We start from the raw sequence: 21,323 nt of genomic DNA on the forward strand, positions 1-21,323 counted from the left end.
AAGATGACTAAAGCAATATCAAAATGGTTACTTATAACTCGTTTGTCTGTAGCTGACTTATGGTATGACAAAAAAGTTTCATTTTGTATTATTGCCTCAGTAATATCAGTAATTACACCGCTATTATTGCTATTTAGTTTAAAATATGGTGTGGTTTCTCAACTTCGAGAGCAATTGCTTAATGACCCGCAAAATTTAGAAGTAAAAATAGTTGGTAATTTACAACTAAAAGATGAAGTGTTTGAGTGGATAAAGAAACAGCCAGAAACAGCTTTTGTTATTCCATTAACTCGTTCATTAAATACGCAAGCTGATTTAATGAAAGATGCTAGCCATTTTGTTAATAATGCCGAAATTATACCTACAGCCAAAGATGATCCAATAACAAAAAACTTGCCATTACTTAATAATAAAAAACAAATTTTATTAAGTTCATTATCAGCCGAAAAAATGCAAGTAACAGTAGGAAGTCGAGTCAAAATGGTAATTACTAGGCAGCTTGATGGAAAACTAGAAAAAGGCATGACTGAATTAGATGTGGTTGGCATTATTCCCGAAAACCGTTATAGCCGTGCCGCGGTTTTTGTTACTTTAGAATTACTTATTGATATGGAAAATTATTATGATGGTTATCAAAGTGACATTTTTCCAACCTCAACAGGACAATTAAATCCACCTGAACATACCTCGTTCGCACGAGCTCGTATTTATGCAGACTCACTTGATAATGTATCACCACTAGCATTTAAATTAAGAGAAAAACACATTGAAACGCGTACACAAGCTAACGCAATTGAAAACATGCAAGCGATTAATAGAGTACTTAATTTTATTTTTAGCGTTATTGCAATTACAGCGATTTTAGGGTGTGTTTTATCATTTATAGGATCATTTTTATCAAATATTGAACGCAAACGTAAAGATATTGCCTTTATGCGATTAATCGGTTTTCGCTCTAAAGGTATTATGCTTTATTTAATAAACCAAGCTATGATTTTAAGCTGTTTGGCTTTTGTTGCCTCTTGTACTCTTTTTGTAATAGGTAATTATGCGTTTAATTTAGTTTTAGGTAAAAATTTGGTTTCACAATCTGTTGTAAGTCAATTACAATTTTATCATCTTATCATAGCCTTTTTACTCACTTTATTTATTGCTGCAGGCATTGTGCTTATAGGAGGGCGACGTGCTATCAAAATTCAACCAGCAGAAAGCTTACGTGAAGCATAATTGTACTCGATACGTCCGACTAGCTTGTTGGGGATTGGCTGCAATTAATCTACATCCATCATTAAGTTTTGCTCAACCTTGGGATAGTAAATTTTATAATCCCAAACCAACAAAAGATGACGTGATTTTACCTATGCCATGTGATGGCAGTTTAGTGATGAAAAAGGTTTTTACCCCGACCAATAAACCGTTAGATGATATTAAAATCATTTTAGGTAGTAACCAAAAAGAACTCGGTTTTGCCGAGTATGCAACACCTAATTATATTGCTGGTAGTTTTTCTGATGCAGGTAAAGAACGGTATTACCTGATAGGTAAATATGAGATTACCGCATTGCAATATCAATCAGTAATGAACGAGACTTGTCCAACTCCTAAAGTAAATCTTTCTTTTCCCATTACTGATATTAGCTGGTTTGATGTCATCGCCTTTACGGATAAATATAATCGTTGGTTAATTGAAAACCAATCAAAAATAAAATCAAGTAATTTACCTAATGGTTATGTTCGTTTACCTAATAATACCGAATGGGAGTATGCCGCTCGCGGTGGGTCAAAAGTGACAGAATCGGAGTTTCGTGAATCCCTATTTCCGATGAAAGGTAATCTCGAAAGCTATGCATGGTTTTCTGGCGCAAAATCTGCTAATGGTAAATTACAACTGATTGGTAGGTTAGAACCTAACCCGCTAGATCTTTATGATATTTTAGGTAATGCAAGCGAAATGATGTTTGATTCGTTTCGAATGAATAAACTAGATCGCTACCATGGTCAACAAGGTGGAGTGATTGTCCGTGGTGGGAGTTATTTAACACCAGAATCATCAACTACCAGTGCTTTTCGTACCGAAAAACCTTTTTATGATGATAAAGGTGCGTATAAAAGTAAAGATGTTGGATTTCGTTTAGTTTATACAACCGAAGTGATGAATTCGAATGACAAAATCAAAGAGTTAGATAAAGAATGGAGTCAGTTAGGTAACGAAACAGACAGCACAAAAAATGGTAATGTCGTTAATGAGCTTGAAAAAATCACCAAACAAGTTGAAGATGAAAAAACAAAAAAAGAATTAAATAAACTAAATACGCTTTTAAGAAGTGCTAATCAAGCTCGAGATGAACAACGGGATCGTTCCATTCAATCGGCATTACAGCTAGGCGCATTTTTGTGCGCTAATGTTTCAGATTTAAACAGCAAATTTGAGTATAATGACAATTTATATAAAACAATGACCAATGAGGTTTGTGATCCAAAAGAAACAGACGCATTGGAAGATGACAATATGTGCTCAAAAGCGAAGCTAGATAATTTAAAACAGGTTGTTGATGAATCTAAAAGTGCACGGGATTTTATATTGAAATATTATTCCGACACAATAGTTAATACTGCGTCAAATTACGAAAAAAATACGATTAATGATCAAGCCAAATCAACTCAATTTATTTTAGAAAATAGTGGCAAAGCTAATATGAGTGATTATTTAAAACTTTACTTCAAACATATTAATCAATATATTGAATCTGGAAAAATCGAACGAACGATTTGGCTACAAACATGTACCGAAATAAAAGGAAATAAATGATGAATAAAATTATCCTAACACTTGCTTTGTGTGTATCGCTTATTCTAACAGGATGCCAAGGTTCTGGCGGAGTGAGCTCCAGAAATGTCGATCCTGCATTGGCCAAAAGTAATACAGCTAAATTTTTTAGTAAATCAGCGTGGCAATCCTGTGCTATTGGTGCTGGTTTGGGCGGTATTGGCTGTATGCTAGCAGGAGGAAAAACAGGCGTATGTATTGCGTCTGCAGCCGTAGGTTGTGGTGTTATGATGGGAGCAAACTATTATCTTGACAACAAACGAGCAGAATATGCGGATGCTGAAATGCGCCTCGATGTTTACATCCAAGATATTCAACAAAACACTTACGAAGTACAAGCTGTAACTGAAACAGCTAAAGCTGTATTAGATAAGAATTTAGCGACACTTAATGTATTAAATAATCAAATTAAAAAAGAAACCTTAAATAAAAAACAGGCTCAAAAAGATTTAGTTCAAATTGATGCTAATATTGCTTATTTACAAGATAAATTACAACGCATGAGAGGCGTTGAAAATGATTGGATTTCAATATCATCTCAAGAACGACAATCAGGTATGAATGTATCAAAACTTGATAAACAAATAAGCCAATTACATAAACAAATTTCAGTACTTGAAAATCAAATTAATCTTGTTACAAAACAACGTTCAGCGGTTAAGGTTAGCTAATTATGAAAAAAAAATATCTTCTATTACTCAGCCCGTTTATTTTTTTAGTTGGTTGTTCAACAACGCCCGAACAGTGTGATCCAACTAATACTAACATTGGTATTATGGACAAAATCAGCTGTAATTATTCAGGGAATTACCAAGCTAGAATTGATCAAAAAAAGCAAATTCTAGAGAATGAAGTAAGAGCTAATCAGCAGTTTAAAGAAATTTATGCCGTAATTGAAAAACAAAAAAATGACACTTCATTAAGCATTAAACAAAAACAGGCACAGCAGCAAAAATTAAAAACTGATTTAACTAAACTAACTGATGAGGTTAAACAAAAAGCCCAAGGCCGTGACGATCTACAGGCTCAAGTCAGAGATATAGAACAGCAACTGAAAAAAGTTAACAATTCAGGTAGTTCTGAACTTGAAAAACAAGTTGAGTTAGAAAAGTTAAATAAAAAACTTCAACAATTGCAAAAAGCACTGAATATATAAATATATTCTGGTTTAATCAATATTCAAACAAAAACTGAAGTTAAATAAAAGGGAATAAATAGGCAATGCAGCGAATAACAAGAGTTATGTGTGATCGTAATAATTCTGAAAAAATATCTTTATTAGATCAATATAATTCATTGTTAGCATTGCTAAAACCGTATTTAACTGATCGTACTTTTTCTATCTTAGCAATAGCAAGATTGATTGACGATAATCAATATATTGGTTGGTATACCGAGTTAGAAGGACAACCTGTTTTATTGAACGAAATTAGTGATCAATCACTTAAAGCTAAGATAGAAAAAACGCTACAATATCGTATTAACGATATCGAAACAACTGTTAAGATAATACCCATAACAGCTGAGCAGCAGGCATTCATTTCATCATGGTTACCTAGAATTAAAAGTTTAGGCAATCATATTTATGTTATTAATGATGAGCCGGTTATTGTTAATACCTTTGAAGACCCTGTTTTACCTGCTCCAGCACCAGTTATTCTTCCAAAATCATTTTGGCGTTGGTGGCATTTTTTACTTCTGGCCCTATTATTACTTTCTTTGCTTGGTATTATTTGGTACTTATTTTGCCCATATGGAAAAGCAAAGCCTACGATTCCTGATACAAAGCCTGTAATTACTCAGCCAGTTGAAGAAAAGAAATCAGACCCACCAAAAGAAGAGCAACAACCTGTTGTAAAATCGGAGCCTGAACCGATACCAGCACCTAAAAGTTGTATTACTCGTGAAGAAATTGCGAATAATACAGACACACCAAAAATGGTTATGATATTTGACAATTCAGCATCGATGTCATTGACTTTAATGGAAACTCAGGCATCCATTAATCAATACTTGCATGCTGATTTTTATTCAATGACACAACAAGAAATTGATGAATATGAAAAACGAATGACTCGCTTACCAAATCGGTTATCAACAAGTAAAAAAGTAGCATTGTCGAGCATTGATAAAATACAAGCTGACGTTAATATTGCGCTAGTAACTCTATCTGCTTGTCCTGTTGCACAAACTACTCCATTTTATCATTATGAAAATAGAAGCAAGTTAAAAAATAAAATAAATAGGTTACAACCATTAGAAAATAAAAGCGCAACACCTTTATATAGTGGTATAAAACAAGCAAGTAAAATGCTTGATGGTGTAAACCGTGATGATTACATATTAGTTATTAGTGATGGTGAAGATAACTGTACCAAAGCTAATATTTGTGCTTTAGCGAACAAAATTGCCACTCAACAACCTCGTTTAAAAATAAATATTGTTGATATCGCTGGGCAGCATAAAATTGACTGTGTAGCAAACAAAACTGGAGGTAAGGTTTATATAGCTCAAAGTCCAAAACAGATAATTAACCAAATGGATAAAGCTATTTCGAGTATGAATATTAGTAAACCTATATGTGAATAATCAATTTTAAATAAAACGATACAATTACATAGCTCGAATGTATCGTTTTTTATATTTTTATCTATAAAAGTTAGATTTAGCACATTATTTAGAGTAATAATATGAGAATGTAAGGAATTAAATCAATAATGCAACGAATAACGCGGATAGTCTTTGATTATAATAATCTAGAGAAAATTTCTCTATTAGAACAATATAATTCCTTAATATTATTATTAAAATCACATTTAACTGATCGTACTTTTTCGGTTTTAGCAATACCAAAATTGATTGATAACAATGAATATATTGGATGGTACACTAATCTTGAAGGGCAACCTATATTACTTGATAGTCTTGTCGATGAATCGCATAGAAACAAAATAGCCAAGACATTACAAACACGTATTAATGATATTGAAAATGCTATTAAACTAATGCCATTAAACGATGAAGAGCGAAATTTAGTTTCAGCATGGCTTCCAAGAATTAAAAGTTTAGGTAACCTAATTTATGTTATTAATGATGAGCCCGTTATTATTAATACCTTTGAAGAACCAGTTTTACCTGTAGTAGCTCCAGTTATTCCACTAAAACCATTTTGGCGTTGGTGGCATTTTTTACTATTAGCCTTATTGCTTGTTGGTTTGCTTGGTATTCTGTGGTATTTATTTTGCCCTTTTGGTAAACAAAAAACAGTTGTTCCCGATCCTATAGCTATTGTTGCGCCGGCTGTTATAGTGAAGAAGCCTGAACCTAAACCGGCGTCTGAGCCTGTTACTGAGCCAAAAGATACCGTGCCTGAAGAATCTACGCCAATTGCAACATCAGAGCCTAAACCTGAACCGATACCTCAGCCACCGTTAAAGCCAAAGGTAAAAAATCCACCGAACTGTATAACCAAAGAAGAGATGAATAAAGATCCTAATCCATCTAAAATGGCAATAGTGTTTGATAATTCATTATCAATGACAGTAACATTAAATGAATCACCATCAGCGGTTGAACAATATTTTCGATATTTGACGTATGGTAGTAATATGTCAGAAGAAGAAAGAATCAAATACGAAAAGCGTATGACCCGTTTACCAACTCGTTTATCAAGTAGTAAGAGTGTGGCTACATCGAGTATTGATAAGATACAACCAAATATTGGTATTTCACTGGTAACGTTGACTAATTGCCCAGCAGCAGAAGTTTCGCCGTTTTATAATTACAAAAATCGCCCATCACTAAAGCATAGAATTAGAAACTTAACACCGACTGCAGCCGGAGGAGGTGGAACACCTTTATATAATGGTTTAGAAAAAGCGAGTAAAATGCTTGATGGCATAAATCGTGATGATTATATTCTTATTATTAGCGATGGTGAAGATAATTGTACAAGGAAAAATATTTGTACATTAGCAAATTATATAGCTGCACAAAAACCACGATTAAAGATTAATATTGTGGATATTGCTGGTGAACACAAAATTGACTGTATTGCTAATGCAACAGGTGGAAAAGTTTATATTGCTCAAAGCCCTAAAGATATGATTAAACAAATGAATAAAGCGGTTTCAAATTTGAAAATTGATAGGCCTGTGTGCCAATAAATAATAAAAAATTATATTAAATAATTTTATTGAGTTTTTTTAATTCAATTATACAGCTATACAGTTATTTGAGCTCGACAATGTTTCAGACTTTTTTATAGAATAAATAACATTCGTACTAACGTCCGATTTGGCGAATTTTATGCGAAATTCCATAAGGCCAAGCCAACAGGAATGTTTGGCTGCGCTAGTCAAGAACGAATTATAGAGGATGAGTTAAAACTGAGCGCTGGCGGATATATTTTCTGTAACAAATTTGAATATTTGAGCAAAGTGAAGATGATCTCGAAAAGGCGAGTATCAGGATAATATGAGTAAATATAAGTAGGCTTTATTCTGTACAGCTAAGAATGAGATTGTTAAATGGGATCTGGCAATTCGCATAGCTTGCTTGCCACTATTGTTATTTATTCCACCAAAAGGCTAAAACGTCTAAAACCACTACACCAAACAAAATCTTAGCACGCTGTAACCAACATATTCAATTTAAAAAAGCAAAACAAAAATTCCAATACAATCAAATTCTATATCTTGATGGTTTTAAATCAAAATAAACGCTCACAACACCGTAAAGTAAATATGGGAATCTTCTTTATGGTGTCAGAATGTAATGACAATTATAAGTAAGAGCAGCACGCAAAACAGGAGGTTTGGTGGATTATTTTGTTGTTGCCATTACTATGTTTAAATTGGTGAGTAAAAATTATAAAGGTAAATTACGTTTAATCATACATTGTTTATAAGCATCAAAAGCTTTTTGATTTAATTTCATGCCATACATATAAAGAATGCCGTAGCACAAAACTGCAAGAGCAACACTATCTTTGTATTTTTTAAACATATTATAGTGTTGTATTAATATTTCATCACTTATTTTATCACTTTTTTTATCTGATTTTACTTGCTTTATAATTGTGTAACATAGCAATAGAATAAATATGCCTAAGAAAGTCAACAGTCCGATAATTAATGCAGCAAAAACTGCAAGTCCCATAATGGTTTGTAAAAAATTCATCATTTTTAAATTCTCCTATTTCTCAATTTAATAAAATATGCTTTTATATTAGTATTATTTTCAATCATTACCATAGTTAGGCTTTAAAACGGAAAAAACACCGGTACTAAAGCAATATCCACCGCCATTACTAAAAAAGTTAACGGTACGCCAATTTTGACAAAATCGCTAAAGCTGTATCCTCCCGGTGCTACTACCATGGTTTTAATCGGTGAGGATACGGGCGTAATAAATGACGCTGATGTGGCAATTGCCACCGTCATGGCAAATGGATAAGGTGAGTAACCAAATTTTAGTCCTAAATCAATAGCGATTGGCGCAATTAAAATGGCTGTTGCAGTATTGGATATAAATAATCCAATTGTTGAGCATAATAAGAAAACAAATGTTAGCACCATGTATGGGCCGAAAGAGCGTAAGTGGACTTCAAGCCAAGCTGATATGAGCGAAATCCCCCCCGTTTTGTTGAGTGCTAGTGCAAAAGGCATCATACCTATAATTAGAATTAAGGTTGGCCAATGTATGGATTTATAGGCATTAGCCATGTCAATGCATCGTGTTGCTCCCATCAGTAAGCAGGCGACTAATGCCGCAACCACATTAGGCACAATACCTGTCACCATTAAAATAATCATAATGGCGAGATTAATTAAAGCCGCTGGTGCTTGTGAGCTTGCTGGTGCAATGTCGTCGATATCGGCCGGAAAGTCTAATACAACAAAGTCATTGGTTCGAGTTTGTAGTTTTTGGATCGAACCCCAGTCACCACAAACTAGTAATGTATCACTCATTTCTAAACGTTCTTGGAATAAGTTGTTTGTTTCAACTGGTGCATGATTACGCCAAATACCAATTACAGTCAGGAAATATTTTCCTCTAAAATCAATTTCATTAAGTGTTTTTCCACACAGTGTCGATTCTGGGAGCAGGGCAACTTCGGCCATGCCGACTTGTTTAACCTGTTCTGAAAAATATTCACCTCGTAATACTTTCGGTTCAAGGTTGTTGGTGTTTAAAAAGGTTCGATAATCGGCTTCGGAGTGTGACATATCGAGTAATAAAATATCATTTTCACGAAATTCGGTTGAGCCATTAACGGGGATTAGTACTTTGTGGAATTTGCGCCAACGTTCAATACCAATAACATTTACACCATGTTCACTACGCAAATGTAAGCCATCAATTGTGCGCCCAACAAAAGGTGAGCCAGCTAGTATTTGTGCTCGATGGGCTCGGCCAATTAATTTATAGTCTCGAATTAAATCGGTGATTTTTCGTCTTTGTGGTTGGGTATTAGTTGGGGTAACTTGTTCTGCTGTGAGTAACCAATTGCGTGTTAATATGCAATATATAACCCCGACAATTAAAACACCAATACCAATTGGGGTGATCGAGAAAAAACTGAATTCAGTCAAAGCGGCACGGTTTAATTCACTGTTTACAACAAGGTTTGGAGCGGTGGCAACCAGTGTCATCATGCCACTTATTAATGCCGCAATACAAAGTGGCATCATTAATTTTTTTACATGAATACCAGTATGGTTAGCAATGCTAATGGCAACGGGTATAAAAATTGCAACTACGCCAGTTGAGCTCATCACTGAGCCAAGCAAAGCAACGCCTAACATAATGCAGGTGATAATGCGAATATCGTTTTTGCCTGCGACTTTTAATATGTATTCGCTCATTTTGTATGAAATACCTGTTCTAACCAAGCTTTCACCAATAATAAATAGAAGGGCAATTAAGATAATATTAGGATCGCTAAATCCAGCGAGGGCTTCAGCTGGTGTTAATACGCCTGTGATGGTGATTGCCGTTATTGTGAGCAATGCAATAATGTCCATTCTTAATTTGCTGAACGAAAACATTAAAATTGCTATTAATAATAATATGCAGACAGTAATAAGTGGGTAATATTCAATAAAATAATTAGGTAAGAATTTAGCGATTGATGATACTAAACCATCCTCAGATGACAAATGTTCCACAAAAAGTAGCTCTATGATACAGATTACATTTTGTACATAATACCTTGATTTATTGTAATAGGGAATATCTCTAAATAAAGTTTATATGGCTATAATTACTTTATCGTTAATTTTTTTTACGTTATTTTTCGTTTTTTAACATTTTTTGCTATTTTCTTTATGACCTATTCGCATTATTGAAAAGTAGGTGTAATTTAAGCAACTAAACCTATTTAATCGTTAACTCTTTAGGAGAGAATATGTCATCAAAAAAATCTGTTGCACAAATTATAGTTGATGTTTTGTCTGAAGCAGGTGTTAAGCATTGTTATGGTATTGTTGGGGATACTTTGAATCATATTACTTCTTCTATTAAAAAAAGTAATATTGAATGGGTACATGTTCGTCATGAGGAAGTCGGTGCTTTTGCCGCAGGGGCAGAAGCTTATTTAACAGACCAAATTACGGCTTGTGCTGGATCTTGTGGTCCAGGAAGTTTGCATTTTATTAACGGTATTTATGAAGCACACCGTAATAAAGTACCTGTTGTTTTATTGGCAAGCCAATTGGTGACTTCGCAACAAGGTACCGATTTTCCGCAAGAAGTTGACTTTGAATCTATTTATAAAAATTGTTCTGTATTTTGTCAGCAAATCAATGATCCAACCCAAGCAAGACAAATAACAACCGCAGCAGTTCAAGCTGCAATTAATCAACGAGGTGTAGCTGTTTTAGTGGTACCTTATAATATTAGTTTAATTAAGGTTGAAGATAATAGTGGGCATAAAATTTATCATCCTAAACCTATTATTCGCCCGTCAAATGAAGAATTGAATCAAATCGCAGAAATACTTAATAATAATCATAAAATAGCTATCTTCGCTGGGCAAGGAGTGTGTGAGGCTCACGATGAGCTTATTGCCTTTGCTGAAAAATTAAAATCACCTATTGTGCATACATCGAGGGGTAAAGATTTTGTTGAGTATGATAATCCTTATAACGTTGGTATGACTGGTATGTTTGGTATGGAGTCAGGAACAACAGCGATTAAAGAGTGTGATGTGTTAATTATGTTAGGTGCTGATTTTGCGTGGTCGCAATTTTATCCTGATAAAGCGATTATTATTCAAGTTGATATTGATGCCACTCATCTTGGGCGGCGTCATCCAGTGAGTGTGGGGGTTGTTGGTAGTAGTAAGCCAACGTTAGCCGCTTTAATTCCTTTAGTTGATGAAAAGCAAGATTCTAAGTTTTTAGAAAAATGTCGCCAATTGTATATAAAAGCAATGGATAAATTGAATAAGAAAGCTGTACCGTCTCAAACAATGATTCATCCTCAATATTTAACCGAGCTTGTTGATAAATATGCGACACAAGACGCTGTGCTTTGTGCTGATGTTGGCTCTGCTATGGTTTGGGCTTGTAGGCATTTTAATACCAATGGGAAAAGACGTACTGTCATTAGTTTGAAACATGGCACAATGGCAAATGCAATGCCGCAAGCGTTAGGCGTGCAAAAAGCATTTCCTAATCGTCAGGTTATTACTTTATCAGGTGATGGTGGTATTAGTATGTTATTAGGCGATTTGTTAACTACAATTCAAGAAAATTTGCCAATTAAAATTATTGTGCTTAATAATAGTTCACTTAATTTTGTTGAATTGGAACAGAAATCAGAAGGTTTAGTTGATCACTATACCGATTTACAGAATCCTAATTTTGCAAAAGTTGCCGATTCGATGGGATTATTTGCGATAAGAGTTGATAACTCTGATTCTCTTGATGAAGCAATGCAATCATTTTTATCGCATCAAGGTCCTGCATTATTAGATGTTAAAACCAGCTCTAATGAATTAGTTATGCCGCCTGAAATTCAAGCATCGCAGGTTATGGGAATGGCGCTTTACAGTGTAAAAGCTTCTTTGCAAGGGAAAATGGGCGATGTAGTAAATCTATTGGTGGATAATTTTATCAAGAAATAGTTTATATTATTTTTTATATTTATTTTAAATGACAAGTTTACAGAGAGTTTTTGTTAAAAAGTTTCAGGAAATAGGGGTGTTTCAGTATAATTTGGGGGGATCTGCCGCTGATTTGCGGCAGAATAAATGAATTAAAAACTAACGGCGCCTTCTTCTGCGGAAGTTAAATTTTCTCGGATAACGGTAAATAGTTCACGCCCATAACCTAGATGTGAATCCGTTAAGTCGAAAGAATAAGGTTCACGTTTGGCTAATTCTGCTTCGTCTACTAATAATGTTATTTCGCCAGTTTGACCATTAACACGGATCATGTCTCCATTTTGGATTTTACTGAGTAAACCTCCATCATAAGCTTCGGGGGTGACATGAATTGCGGCAGGTACTTTACCCGAAGCTCCCGATAATCGACCATCAGTTAATAACGCAACTTTATAACCTTTATCTTGCAGAACACCTAGCGGTGTTATTAGTTTATGTAATTCTGGCATACCAATTGCTTTTGGTCCTTGATAACGGACAACAACTACACAGTCTTTATTTAGTTTGCCTACTTTATATTCGGCATCTAAATCATATTGGCTATTAAAGATGACTGCTGGTGCTTCAATAATTTGATGTTCAGGTGCAACGGCTGATGTTTTCATAATTGCACGACCAAGATTTCCTGACATCACTTTTAATCCACCATGAGAATTAAATGGTCTTTTGATTGATGCAATGACGCTGTCATCTAATGATTTTGTTGGACCTTCACGGAAAGTAAGTTTGCCATTTTCTAAAATAGGTTCTTGAGTATAACGACTAAGTCCACGCCCTACTACAGTTTCAACATCTTCATGTAATAAACCACCCGATAATAATTCGCGAACCAATAAAGATGTCCCTCCAGCGGCTTGAAAATAGTTTATATCGGCTGGACCATTCGGGTAAATTCGGCAAAGTAGTGGTACTGCTGTTGATAGATCTGAAATATCATCCCAATTAATAATTATGCCGGCTGCTTTAGCCATTGCCACAATATGCATTGTTAAATTAGTTGAACCGCCAGTTGCGAGTAGTGCAACTAGACCATTGACAATCACCTTTTCATCTACCATTTTACCAATAGGCATATAGTTTCCTGATTGGTTGGTTAGGCGAGTAATTTGTTTAGCAGCAGCATTGGTTAATTCATAACGTAATGCTGTTTCAGGATGAACAAAGGCCGTCCCTGGCAAATGTAGTCCCATTAATTCAATAACCATTTGGTTACTATTTGCGGTACCATAAAAAGTACAAGTACCACTAGTGTGATAAGATGCCGATTCTGATTCAAGTAAGTCTTCACGCGAAGCTTTACCTTCTGAGTAAAGCTGGCGGATACGCACCTTTTCTTTATTAGGTAAGCCCGATGGCATTGGTCCTGCAGGTACAAAAATAGCAGGTAAGTGACCAAACGTTAATGCGCCAATAAATAGACCTGGTACAATCTTATCGCATATTCCAAGATATAGAGCACCATCAAACATATTATGTGAAAGCCCGACAGCAACCGACATTGCAATCACATCACGGCTCATTAATGATAGCTCCATTCCAGGCTCGCCTTGAGTTACACCGTCGCACATGGCAGGTACTCCACCAGCCATTTGCCCAACTGCGCCAACTTCGTGAAGTGCTTTTCGAATTTGTTCAGGATAAAACTCATACGGTTTATGAGCTGATAACATGTCATTATAAGAACTAATAATCCCTATGTTACTTTTTAAAATGTTTTTTAGATCACTTTTATCATCGCTACAACAAGCAGCAAAACCATGGGCTAAATTACTACATGGTAAACTAGATCGAGTTACTTTTTTATGCATAGCTCTTTCTATTTTTTGCAGATAAGCGGTACGAGATGCCCTAGAACGCTCAATAATACGTTGAGTTACAGCCTGAATAGTCGGATTCACATTGACCTCGTCTTATTTTTTTCTATTTTTTTAACAATGACATATTGTGCGTATTACTTTTTCAGTATCGTGCACAACCTTTTCTAATGGTTGTTCAATATTGATGTTGTAGACATCTTTTTCATCAGTAGTTGGTTCTTCTAGAGTATCGAATTGAGATTGAAGCATCCCTGTTTTTTGGTAGTGTCCTTTACGTTTAGCTAGTCTTTCAGCGATTACATCGAAACTTCCTTTCAAATAAATAAAATGTACGTTTTTATTCTCACCGCGAATAATATCTCGATATTTTCGTTTTAATGCCGAACAGATAATAATTGAGACATCGTTAACATTACTCATAGCAAATACGGCATTACTGATTAAGCTAAGCCAAGGCATTCTATCTTCATCGTTTAAAGGTGTACCGCTCCGCATTTTTAAAATATTAGCCTTTGGATGTAAAAAATCACCATCTAAAAAAGCAGCATCCAGATTGTAAGCAACTTGTTTGGCAACAGCTGATTTACCACAACCAGATATTCCCATTAATACAAAAACTTGTTTATTTTTTTTAGTCATTATTGATCCTTCGTACATCCAACTAGTTACGGGTAACATTTTGACATGCTGACCTCTATTTGCAATATAAAAAAAGTTTATTTGTGATCTGGATCAGGTTTTACTTTTAATTATTAATAAATAGAAAATTATCTATTAGTTGAGCGTTACTATTGAAAAATAGATTCCGATCACAAAAATATAAAATCTTATTTGCTTTTTAATTCGAAAGGCAATAATCTTTCGTTATTGTTTTGTTTTCGAAAGTCAAATTCGAAAAAATAAACTAAAAAATAGTGGAGAACAAATATGAATAAATTTCAGCTTTTTTTCGAAAACAACCTTAAATTTGATAATGCATTAGAAGCATTAACTTATATTAGTGAGCAATTACAACAAAAGGGCATTGTTAAAGAAAGTCATTTAAAAGCCTTAATCGAAAGGGAAGCATTATTTCCAACGGGTATTGCTTTTGATGGTTATGCTGTGGCGATTCCGCATTGTGAAGCAAAACATGCAAATACTCCTGCAATCTTTATTATTCGCACTCAATCCCCAGTTGCTTTTAATCGAGCTGATGATGATAGCAATATTGATATTTCATTGATTATTTCACTTGTTGTGACTTCACCTGAGGATCAAATTGAGCTATTAAAAGCGCTTTTTTCAAATTTACAAAATAAAGACTTTTACCAATTTTTATTAAACGCTCCGCAAAATGAAGTTGTGGATCATTTTAATAACGTGATATTTAATCAATAAGTTTCAGGAGGCATTATGAAAAAGAAGATTATTGTTGCTTGTGGTGGTGCTGTTGCAACTTCCACTTTAGCTGCTGAAGAGATAAAAGAATTGTGCAACGAGAATAATATTCAATTTGATCTTATTCAATGTCGCATTAATGAAATTAATACTTTTATTGATGATGTTGATTTGATCTGTACTACAGCCCGAATGGATCAGAATTTTGGTGATATTCCAATTGTTCATGGAATGCCTTTTGTATCAGGGGTTGGTATTGATCAACTAAAAGAAAAAATATTATCTATTTTAAAAGGATAAATCTATGTTTACTGAAATTATGCAGTACATTCTCGATCTTGGTCCATCGGTGATGCTACCCATTGTGATTATCTTGTTTTCATTAGCTTTAAGAATGAAGTTGGGTGATGCACTAAAAGCTGGAATTCATATAGGAATAGGGTTTGTTGGTATAGGACTAGTTGTTGGTTTGTTAACCAGTTCTGTTGGGCCTGCTGCTCAAGCGATGGCTGAAAGATTTGATATTAGTCTAAATGTTATCGATGTTGGTTGGCCTGGTGCAGCGCCTATGACTTGGGCTTCACAAATTGCTTTAGTAGCCATTCCCATCGCTATTGCAGTAAATATTATTATGTTAGTTTTAAGATTAACTAGGGTTGTTAATGTTGATATTTGGAATATATGGCACATGACATTTACTGGCGCGCTTGTTTACATTGCAACAGGCTCTTACTGGCTTGGTATTGTAGGGGTTATTGTTCATGCCATTATTGCTTATAAACTGGGTGATTGGTTTGCCAAAGATACCAAAAATTTTTTTGAGCTTGACGGTATTGCGGTTCCTCATGGTACGTCTGCATATTGTGGTCCAATTGCTGTTTTTGTTGACGCTGTCATTGAAAAAATCCCGGGCATTAATAAGATTAATTTTAATGCTGTTGATATGCAAAAGCGGTTTGGTGCGTTTGGTGAGCCTGTTACCGTAGGCTTATTCATGGGCATCATATTAGGTTTATTAGCAGGGTATGGTGTGAAAGAAACGCTACAACTAGCGATTCAAACTGCAGCGGTAATGTTATTAATGCCACGCGTAATTAAACCTATTATGGATGGATTAACACCGATCTCTAAACAAGCTCGTAAACATTTGCAATCAAAATTTGGTGGGCAAGATTTTCTTATTGGTTTAGATCCAGCATTGTTATTAGGACATTCAACGGTAGTATCGGCAAGTTTAATATTTATTCCATTAAGTATTTTTATCGCCATCATCCTACCTGGTAATGAAGTTTTACCTTTTGGTGATCTGGCAACTATTGGCTTTTTTATCGCAATGGGGGTAGCGGTTCATCAAGGTAACCTGTTTAGAATCATTATTTCTGGTTCTATCATTATCGCCATTACACTTTGGATTGCCACCCAAATGGTTCCATTGACTACTCAACTAGCCATTAATGCAGGCACGATGGCTACGAATAATGGCATTTCAGTTGGTGCAATGGATCAAGGTGGGTCACCCATTACTTATCTTATGGTTCAGTTGGTCAACTTGAAACAACCTATTGGTTTTGCCCTTATTGGATTGTTTTACCTTTTCTGCTTATTTTTGACATGGAAACGTGCACAAAAATACCAGTTATTTTTAAAAAATAAATCATTATATCAAGAAGATGGAGTAATAAAATAATCCCAAAACAGTCATCACCAAAATCAATCAGAAAGCTTTCACTCAGTAACGAGTGAAAGCAATACATCAACGTAATTTGTTTACCAATAAAGGAAAATAACATGAAAGCGGTTGTTGTCAATGAAGGGGGAGCTTTATCTATACAAAATATAGAAATGCCCAAAATAACATCTCCAGATCAAATTTTAGTTAAAGTGGCTTATTGTGGTTTATGTGGTTCAGATATTCCGCGTATATTTCACAATGGTGCTCATTTTTATCCCATTACATTGGGACATGAATTTAGTGGCACAGTTGTTGAAATTGGGTGTGGTGTGACTGAATTTGAGATTGATGATTTAATATCTTGCGTGCCATTGTTACCATGTTTTAAATGTGATGAATGCCAAAATCATTATTATTCACTTTGTAAGAATTATACTTTTGTTGGTTCAAGGATAACAGGCGGTTTTGCTGAGTATATTGTGTTAGATAAGAAAAATGCGTTTAAATTACCTAAAGGTATCAGCCCGCTTGAGGGTGCATTTTTTGAACCAATGACTGTTGGAATGCATGCTTTGTTATTGGCTAATGGATGTGAGGGCAAAAATGTTGTCATCGTTGGCGGTGGCACAATTGGATTACTTGCTATGCAATGTGCCAAGGCAATGGGGGCAAAATCAGTTGCGGTGCTTGATATTAACCAGCAGCGCCTCGATCTAGCCAAACAACTAGGCGCTGATATGGTATATCATTCTCAAGATCTTAGCACCGATGCGATTTACCAAGCTTTATCTTTATCTCGCTTTGATCAAATTGTATTAGAAACGGCGGGTTCACCAGTTACGGTCAACTTAGCCATTGAAATTGCAGGCCCTAGAGCGAAGATAGCCTTGGTGGGTACACTTCATCATGATATTACACTTCCAGAAAAAACATTTGGACTGATTTTACGAAAAGAGTTACAAATTTTAGGCAGTTGGATGAACTATTCAGCGCCATGGCCAGGTAAAGAGTGGCAATTAGTAAGTCAGTACTTTATGGATGGAAAAATTAAACTTGATGAGCTGATTGCTGGCATAGAGGAATTTGATTCATTTATTAAACAAGTGACTGCCTTAAATGGTCGTCCTATGAATGGCAAAATTTTATTAAATTGCATGTAATTATTTTGATTTAAGTCAGCGATTGAAAATGAAATCTTATCTTTTGATTCTGTTTGTTATACACTGCTAAAAAATTTTCGAAAAAGGAAATATTATGAATGCAAGTGAAAGACGCCAACAGATAGTAGTACTTCTTAATATGAAAGGAACTGTGTTAGTTTCTGATTTGTCGGAACAGTTCAATGTTTCTGAGGTCACAACCAGAACCGATCTGAGATTGCTAGAAAAACAAGGAGTGCTAACACGATTTCATGGCGGAGCAACCAAAATCATAAATAACGGTGACTTAAAATCATTTAAAGAACTGCAATTAGAAGAACGTTATCAGCGATTTATAGAAGCTAAAAAACGTATTGCAATTGAAGCGGTTAAACATGTTAAAGAAGGTGACACTATTATTTTAGATAGTGGTAGTACAACCATGTTGATAGCTGAAGAACTCGTAAAATTGAAGCATATTACTGTGATTACCAATAGTCTTACTTCTGCATTTATATTATCAGACAATAGTGACATTATGCTATTTATGTGTGGTGGTACACTTAGACATAAAACGCGTTCTTTTCATGGAAAAATTGCTGAGCAATCGTTAACTGGCATCTCTGCTGATATTTTGTTTGTTGGTGCAGATGGAATTGATGCAAAAAGAGGAATAACAACGTTTAACGAAGGTTACACTATCAGCAGTGTTATGGCTAATGTCGCCAAAAATGTGATTGCCGTGCTCGATTCATCAAAATTTGGTCGTAATGGGATTAATGTTGTGTTACCACTTAGCCAACTTGATACCATTATTACTGATACTGATGTTGACAGTAGCTGTAAACAAGAATTTGTGGTAAAGGGTATTAAATTAATAGCGGTTTAATATTTGTGCTTACACTCGTGTGTTTTTATATCTTAATTGGTCATAAATATTAAAAACCATTACTCGTTTAGGTTCGATACCCTAAATGATAAAAATTTTTGCTTCTAGCCAAGTCGATTTAATGGTAGTGATCATTTAAGCTTGTTATTTCTCCCAACGATATCAATGCGTAGGAGAAAATATGATATTAACAATTACGATGAACCCTTCGGTGGATATATCGTATCCATTAAATAAATTAGCGATTAATGATATTAATCGAGTTTCAGAGGTAAAAAAAACCGCAGGAGGTAAAGGGCTTAATGTAACTCGAGGCATTAAATACTCAGGTATTCCTGTTCTTGCATCAGGCATTATTGGTGGAACAACGGGCGAGTATATTCAAAAACAATTAGATAACGATAATATTAATTACAACTTTTATATCACCCAACATGAATCAAGAAACTGTATTGCCATTTTACATGAGGGAAATCAAACTGAAATCCTAGAGTCAGGGCCAGTATTAGATAATCATGATGTCAATGTTTTTCTGGAACACTACCTAAATTTGCTTAGCCAAGCGCAGGTTATTGCTATTTCAGGGTCATTGCCACAAGGATTTCCAGTCGGTTTTTATACTCAATTAATTGAAAAGGCAAATGAGTATCAGATCCCTGTATTGCTAGACTCATCCGGTAAGATGTTATTAGAAACGCTCATCTCTAAAAATAAACCTTTTTTAATCAAACCCAATAAAGATGAACTACAGCAGATTATTCAAATGGATATCGATCCAAATGATGTAACTTCATTAGTTAAAGCCGTTAATCATCCTTTACTAAATGATATTGCTTTTATCATCATCTCATTAGGTAAAAACGGTGCTTTTGCTCGTTGTCATCACAATTATTACCAAGTTTCAATTCCTAAAATTAACGTGGTTAATCCTGTTGGATCGGGTGATGTTACGTTAGCTGGGCTTGCTGTTAGCATTCATGAAAATGAAGCTGTAGAGGTAATGCTTAAACGTGCGATGACTATGGGAATGCTAAATGCAATGGAATCGCAAACCGGTTTTGTCAATATGGATAATTATGACAAGTATTATCAACACGTTAAAGTCACCAAAATCATTGCAAAATAACAGATTAATGAGGATTAAATTATGTATCTTATTTCTAGTCAAGAGATGTTAAAAAAAGCTCAACGTGAATGTTATGCTGTGCCCGCATTTAATATACACAACCTTGAAACTATCCAAGTTGTTATTGATACCGCTAAACAGATGCAATCCCCCGTGATACTTGCAGCAACGCCAGCAACTTATAGTTACGCAGGAATACAGTATTTAATCAGTATTTGTGAAACAGCAGCAAGCATTCATCATTTTCCTTTTGCGTTACATTTGGATCATCATGAAAATATCAGTGATATTCAAACAAAAATAGAGGCAGGAATTAGATCGATTATGATTGATGCTTCGCATCACCCCTTTGAAGAAAACATTGATATAGTTAGTAAAATGGTTACTTTTAGTCATAAATATAATGCTAGTGTTGAAGCCGAATTAGGGCGGCTTGGCGGGCAAGAAGACGATCTTATTGTCGATAACAAAGATAGTGCTTTTACAGATCCCAATGCGGCAAAAGAGTATGTCGAACGCACAGGAATAGATTCACTTGCGGTAGCTATTGGTTCAGCTCATGGTATGTACAAAGGTGAGCCTAAACTTGATTTTGAACGATTAGCCAAAATTCGAAATAAAGTTGATATTCCACTAGTGTTACATGGTGCATCGGGTATACCTGAGGCGATGGTAAAAAAATCGATTTCATTGGGTATTTGCAAAGTAAATGTGGCAACTGAATTAAAAATTGCCTTTTCAGATGCTTTAAAACAAGATTTTAAACTCCATCCTGACGTCAACGATCCAAGACACTATATGCAGCCAGCAAAAGCTGCCATGAAAAAAATTGTTGAAGATAAAATTCGTATTTGCGGTAGTGCAGGTAAATTATAATATGAAAGATCAAGGCGTTGTTTTGAATTAGCAAGAACGTACAATTCATTACCAGCAGTTGAACGCTGCTGGTTAAAATGTGTTAAGTGATAGCACATTAAGTATTTGTAGGAATGACTTGCGTTGCTTACCGTAATTTGAAAAACAATTGTAATGCATAGACATAACTCTGTATCCCAAACAGATGATGATGCCTATATCATAAAGAAAAATCACCGTCACTGATTTGGCTAACCGCTTTATGGTCAGTTGTCTAGCCATTTATTGCACTGAAAGATCTCATCAAACATTAAATAACATGCTCCCATTGAATATAAAACACGGAATACAGATAGCGTCATTTTCTAGGTGAGTTGTATTCTAACTATTAGATATTTAACCAATTATTCACATTTAGGCGCTATTTTATAAAAAATATTCAGGAT

The 21,323-nt window shown here is 34.9% G+C and carries 18 protein-coding genes; 14 read left to right on the forward strand and 4 right to left on the reverse strand.

Annotated features, from left to right (window positions below; translation table 11 throughout):
• Nucleotides 1-3 precede the first annotated feature (3 nt).
• The 6 genes from GYW75_RS06715 to GYW75_RS06740 all read left to right on the forward strand — a co-directional run bounded on the left by GYW75_RS06715 (nt 4) and on the right by GYW75_RS06740 (nt 6,993).
• Nucleotides 4-1,227, forward strand: a complete 1,224-nt coding sequence (locus GYW75_RS06715) for an ABC transporter permease (RefSeq protein WP_085164559.1) — start codon at nt 4-6, stop codon at nt 1,225-1,227.
• Nucleotides 1,184-2,809, forward strand: a complete 1,626-nt coding sequence (locus tag GYW75_RS06720) for an SUMF1/EgtB/PvdO family nonheme iron enzyme (protein ID WP_202983938.1) — start codon at nt 1,184-1,186, stop codon at nt 2,807-2,809. Before GYW75_RS06715 ends, GYW75_RS06720 begins: the two co-directional genes overlap by 44 nt.
• Nucleotides 2,809-3,498, forward strand: coding sequence for a hypothetical protein (locus GYW75_RS06725; RefSeq protein ID WP_174798842.1), 690 nt, complete (start codon nt 2,809-2,811; stop codon nt 3,496-3,498). The genes GYW75_RS06720 and GYW75_RS06725 overlap by 1 nt, the downstream gene beginning before the upstream one ends.
• A gap of 2 nt (nt 3,499-3,500) precedes the next feature.
• A complete protein-coding gene (locus GYW75_RS06730; protein ID WP_174798843.1) occupies nt 3,501-3,983 on the forward strand; it encodes a hypothetical protein in 483 nt (160 codons plus the stop codon).
• A 65-nt stretch (nt 3,984-4,048) separates the two neighbouring features.
• A complete protein-coding gene (locus GYW75_RS06735; protein WP_174798844.1) occupies nt 4,049-5,416 on the forward strand; it encodes a VWA domain-containing protein in 1,368 nt (455 codons plus the stop codon).
• A 128-nt stretch (nt 5,417-5,544) separates the two neighbouring features.
• Nucleotides 5,545-6,993, forward strand: coding sequence for a VWA domain-containing protein (locus GYW75_RS06740; RefSeq protein WP_085164549.1), 1,449 nt, complete (start codon nt 5,545-5,547; stop codon nt 6,991-6,993).
• A 703-nt stretch (nt 6,994-7,696) separates the two neighbouring features.
• On the opposite strand, the gene GYW75_RS06745 is transcribed toward GYW75_RS06740, so the two are convergent.
• Together GYW75_RS06745 and GYW75_RS06750 are read right to left on the reverse strand one after the other, a co-directional pair.
• A complete protein-coding gene (locus GYW75_RS06745) occupies nt 7,697-8,011 on the reverse strand; it encodes a hypothetical protein (RefSeq protein ID WP_065609344.1) in 315 nt (104 codons plus the stop codon).
• Between the two features lie 80 nt (nt 8,012-8,091).
• Nucleotides 8,092-9,933, reverse strand: a complete 1,842-nt coding sequence (locus GYW75_RS06750; protein ID WP_411578251.1) for an SLC13 family permease — start codon at nt 9,931-9,933, stop codon at nt 8,092-8,094.
• Nucleotides 9,934-10,238: 305 nt separating this feature from the next.
• Here GYW75_RS06750 and GYW75_RS06755 point away from each other — a divergent pair, with 305 nt between their 5' ends.
• On the forward strand, nt 10,239-11,960 hold the full coding sequence (locus GYW75_RS06755; protein ID WP_174798845.1) for a thiamine pyrophosphate-dependent enzyme: 1,722 nt from the start codon (nt 10,239-10,241) through the stop codon (nt 11,958-11,960).
• A 131-nt stretch (nt 11,961-12,091) separates the two neighbouring features.
• Here GYW75_RS06755 and edd read toward each other — a convergent pair whose 3' ends face one another.
• Together edd and GYW75_RS06765 are read right to left on the reverse strand one after the other, a co-directional pair.
• Nucleotides 12,092-13,897, reverse strand: coding sequence for a phosphogluconate dehydratase (gene edd, locus GYW75_RS06760; RefSeq protein ID WP_174798846.1), 1,806 nt, complete (start codon nt 13,895-13,897; stop codon nt 12,092-12,094).
• A gap of 30 nt (nt 13,898-13,927) precedes the next feature.
• On the reverse strand, nt 13,928-14,455 hold the full coding sequence (locus tag GYW75_RS06765) for a gluconokinase, GntK/IdnK-type (protein ID WP_174798847.1): 528 nt from the start codon (nt 14,453-14,455) through the stop codon (nt 13,928-13,930).
• Between the two features lie 288 nt (nt 14,456-14,743).
• On the opposite strand from GYW75_RS06765, the gene gatA reads away from it, so the two are divergent.
• The 7 genes from gatA (at nt 14,744) to GYW75_RS06800 (ending at nt 20,898) form a co-directional block, all read left to right on the forward strand.
• Nucleotides 14,744-15,196: a PTS galactitol transporter subunit IIA gene (gatA, locus tag GYW75_RS06770; protein WP_085164542.1), complete on the forward strand. Its 453-nt coding sequence runs from the start codon at nt 14,744-14,746 to the stop codon at nt 15,194-15,196.
• Between the two features lie 15 nt (nt 15,197-15,211).
• The gene (gatB, locus tag GYW75_RS06775) at nt 15,212-15,496 is read left to right on the forward strand and encodes a PTS galactitol transporter subunit IIB (protein ID WP_065606572.1); all 285 of its coding nucleotides are present in this window, start codon (nt 15,212-15,214) and stop codon (nt 15,494-15,496) included.
• Between the two features lie 4 nt (nt 15,497-15,500).
• Entirely contained in the window at nt 15,501-16,883 is a 1,383-nt protein-coding gene (locus tag GYW75_RS06780) for a PTS galactitol transporter subunit IIC (RefSeq protein ID WP_174798848.1), read from the forward strand.
• 101 nt (nt 16,884-16,984) lie between these two features.
• The gene (locus GYW75_RS06785) at nt 16,985-18,028 is read left to right on the forward strand and encodes an alcohol dehydrogenase catalytic domain-containing protein (protein ID WP_174798849.1); all 1,044 of its coding nucleotides are present in this window, start codon (nt 16,985-16,987) and stop codon (nt 18,026-18,028) included.
• Between the two features lie 94 nt (nt 18,029-18,122).
• Nucleotides 18,123-18,896 carry a DeoR/GlpR family DNA-binding transcription regulator gene (locus GYW75_RS06790; protein ID WP_085164535.1) on the forward strand — a complete coding sequence of 258 codons (774 nt, stop codon included), beginning with the start codon at nt 18,123-18,125 and terminating at the stop codon, nt 18,894-18,896.
• Between the two features lie 181 nt (nt 18,897-19,077).
• Nucleotides 19,078-20,022 carry a hexose kinase gene (locus GYW75_RS06795; protein ID WP_174798850.1) on the forward strand — a complete coding sequence of 315 codons (945 nt, stop codon included), beginning with the start codon at nt 19,078-19,080 and terminating at the stop codon, nt 20,020-20,022.
• Nucleotides 20,023-20,043: 21 nt separating this feature from the next.
• Nucleotides 20,044-20,898, forward strand: coding sequence for a tagatose bisphosphate family class II aldolase (locus GYW75_RS06800; RefSeq protein ID WP_085164531.1), 855 nt, complete (start codon nt 20,044-20,046; stop codon nt 20,896-20,898).
• The last annotated feature ends 425 nt before the right edge of the window (nt 20,899-21,323 follow it).

The organism is Gilliamella sp. ESL0232 (assembly GCF_013346885.1).
GTDB classification, from domain to species: Bacteria; Pseudomonadota; Gammaproteobacteria; order Enterobacterales; family Orbaceae; genus Gilliamella; species Gilliamella bombi.

Excerpts from the sequence above, each read along its gene's own strand:
- GYW75_RS06765 (WP_174798847.1), bottom strand. The coding sequence starts at position 14,455 with ATGACTAAAAAAAATAAACAAGTTTTTGTATTAATGGGAATATCTGGT.
- GYW75_RS06725 (WP_174798842.1), top strand. The coding sequence starts at position 2,809 with ATGAATAAAATTATCCTAACACTTGCTTTGTGTGTATCGCTTATTCTA.
- GYW75_RS06740 (WP_085164549.1), top strand. The coding sequence starts at position 5,545 with ATGCAACGAATAACGCGGATAGTCTTTGATTATAATAATCTAGAGAAA.
- gatA (WP_085164542.1), top strand. The coding sequence starts at position 14,744 with ATGAATAAATTTCAGCTTTTTTTCGAAAACAACCTTAAATTTGATAAT.
- gatB (WP_065606572.1), top strand. The coding sequence starts at position 15,212 with ATGAAAAAGAAGATTATTGTTGCTTGTGGTGGTGCTGTTGCAACTTCC.
- GYW75_RS06800 (WP_085164531.1), top strand. The coding sequence starts at position 20,044 with ATGTATCTTATTTCTAGTCAAGAGATGTTAAAAAAAGCTCAACGTGAA.
- GYW75_RS06745 (WP_065609344.1), bottom strand. The coding sequence starts at position 8,011 with ATGATGAATTTTTTACAAACCATTATGGGACTTGCAGTTTTTGCTGCA.
- GYW75_RS06730 (WP_174798843.1), top strand. The coding sequence starts at position 3,501 with ATGAAAAAAAAATATCTTCTATTACTCAGCCCGTTTATTTTTTTAGTT.
- GYW75_RS06780 (WP_174798848.1), top strand. The coding sequence starts at position 15,501 with ATGTTTACTGAAATTATGCAGTACATTCTCGATCTTGGTCCATCGGTG.
- GYW75_RS06795 (WP_174798850.1), top strand. The coding sequence starts at position 19,078 with ATGATATTAACAATTACGATGAACCCTTCGGTGGATATATCGTATCCA.
- GYW75_RS06715 (WP_085164559.1), top strand. The coding sequence starts at position 4 with ATGACTAAAGCAATATCAAAATGGTTACTTATAACTCGTTTGTCTGTA.
- GYW75_RS06735 (WP_174798844.1), top strand. The coding sequence starts at position 4,049 with ATGCAGCGAATAACAAGAGTTATGTGTGATCGTAATAATTCTGAAAAA.
- GYW75_RS06785 (WP_174798849.1), top strand. The coding sequence starts at position 16,985 with ATGAAAGCGGTTGTTGTCAATGAAGGGGGAGCTTTATCTATACAAAAT.
- GYW75_RS06755 (WP_174798845.1), top strand. The coding sequence starts at position 10,239 with ATGTCATCAAAAAAATCTGTTGCACAAATTATAGTTGATGTTTTGTCT.
- GYW75_RS06790 (WP_085164535.1), top strand. The coding sequence starts at position 18,123 with ATGAATGCAAGTGAAAGACGCCAACAGATAGTAGTACTTCTTAATATG.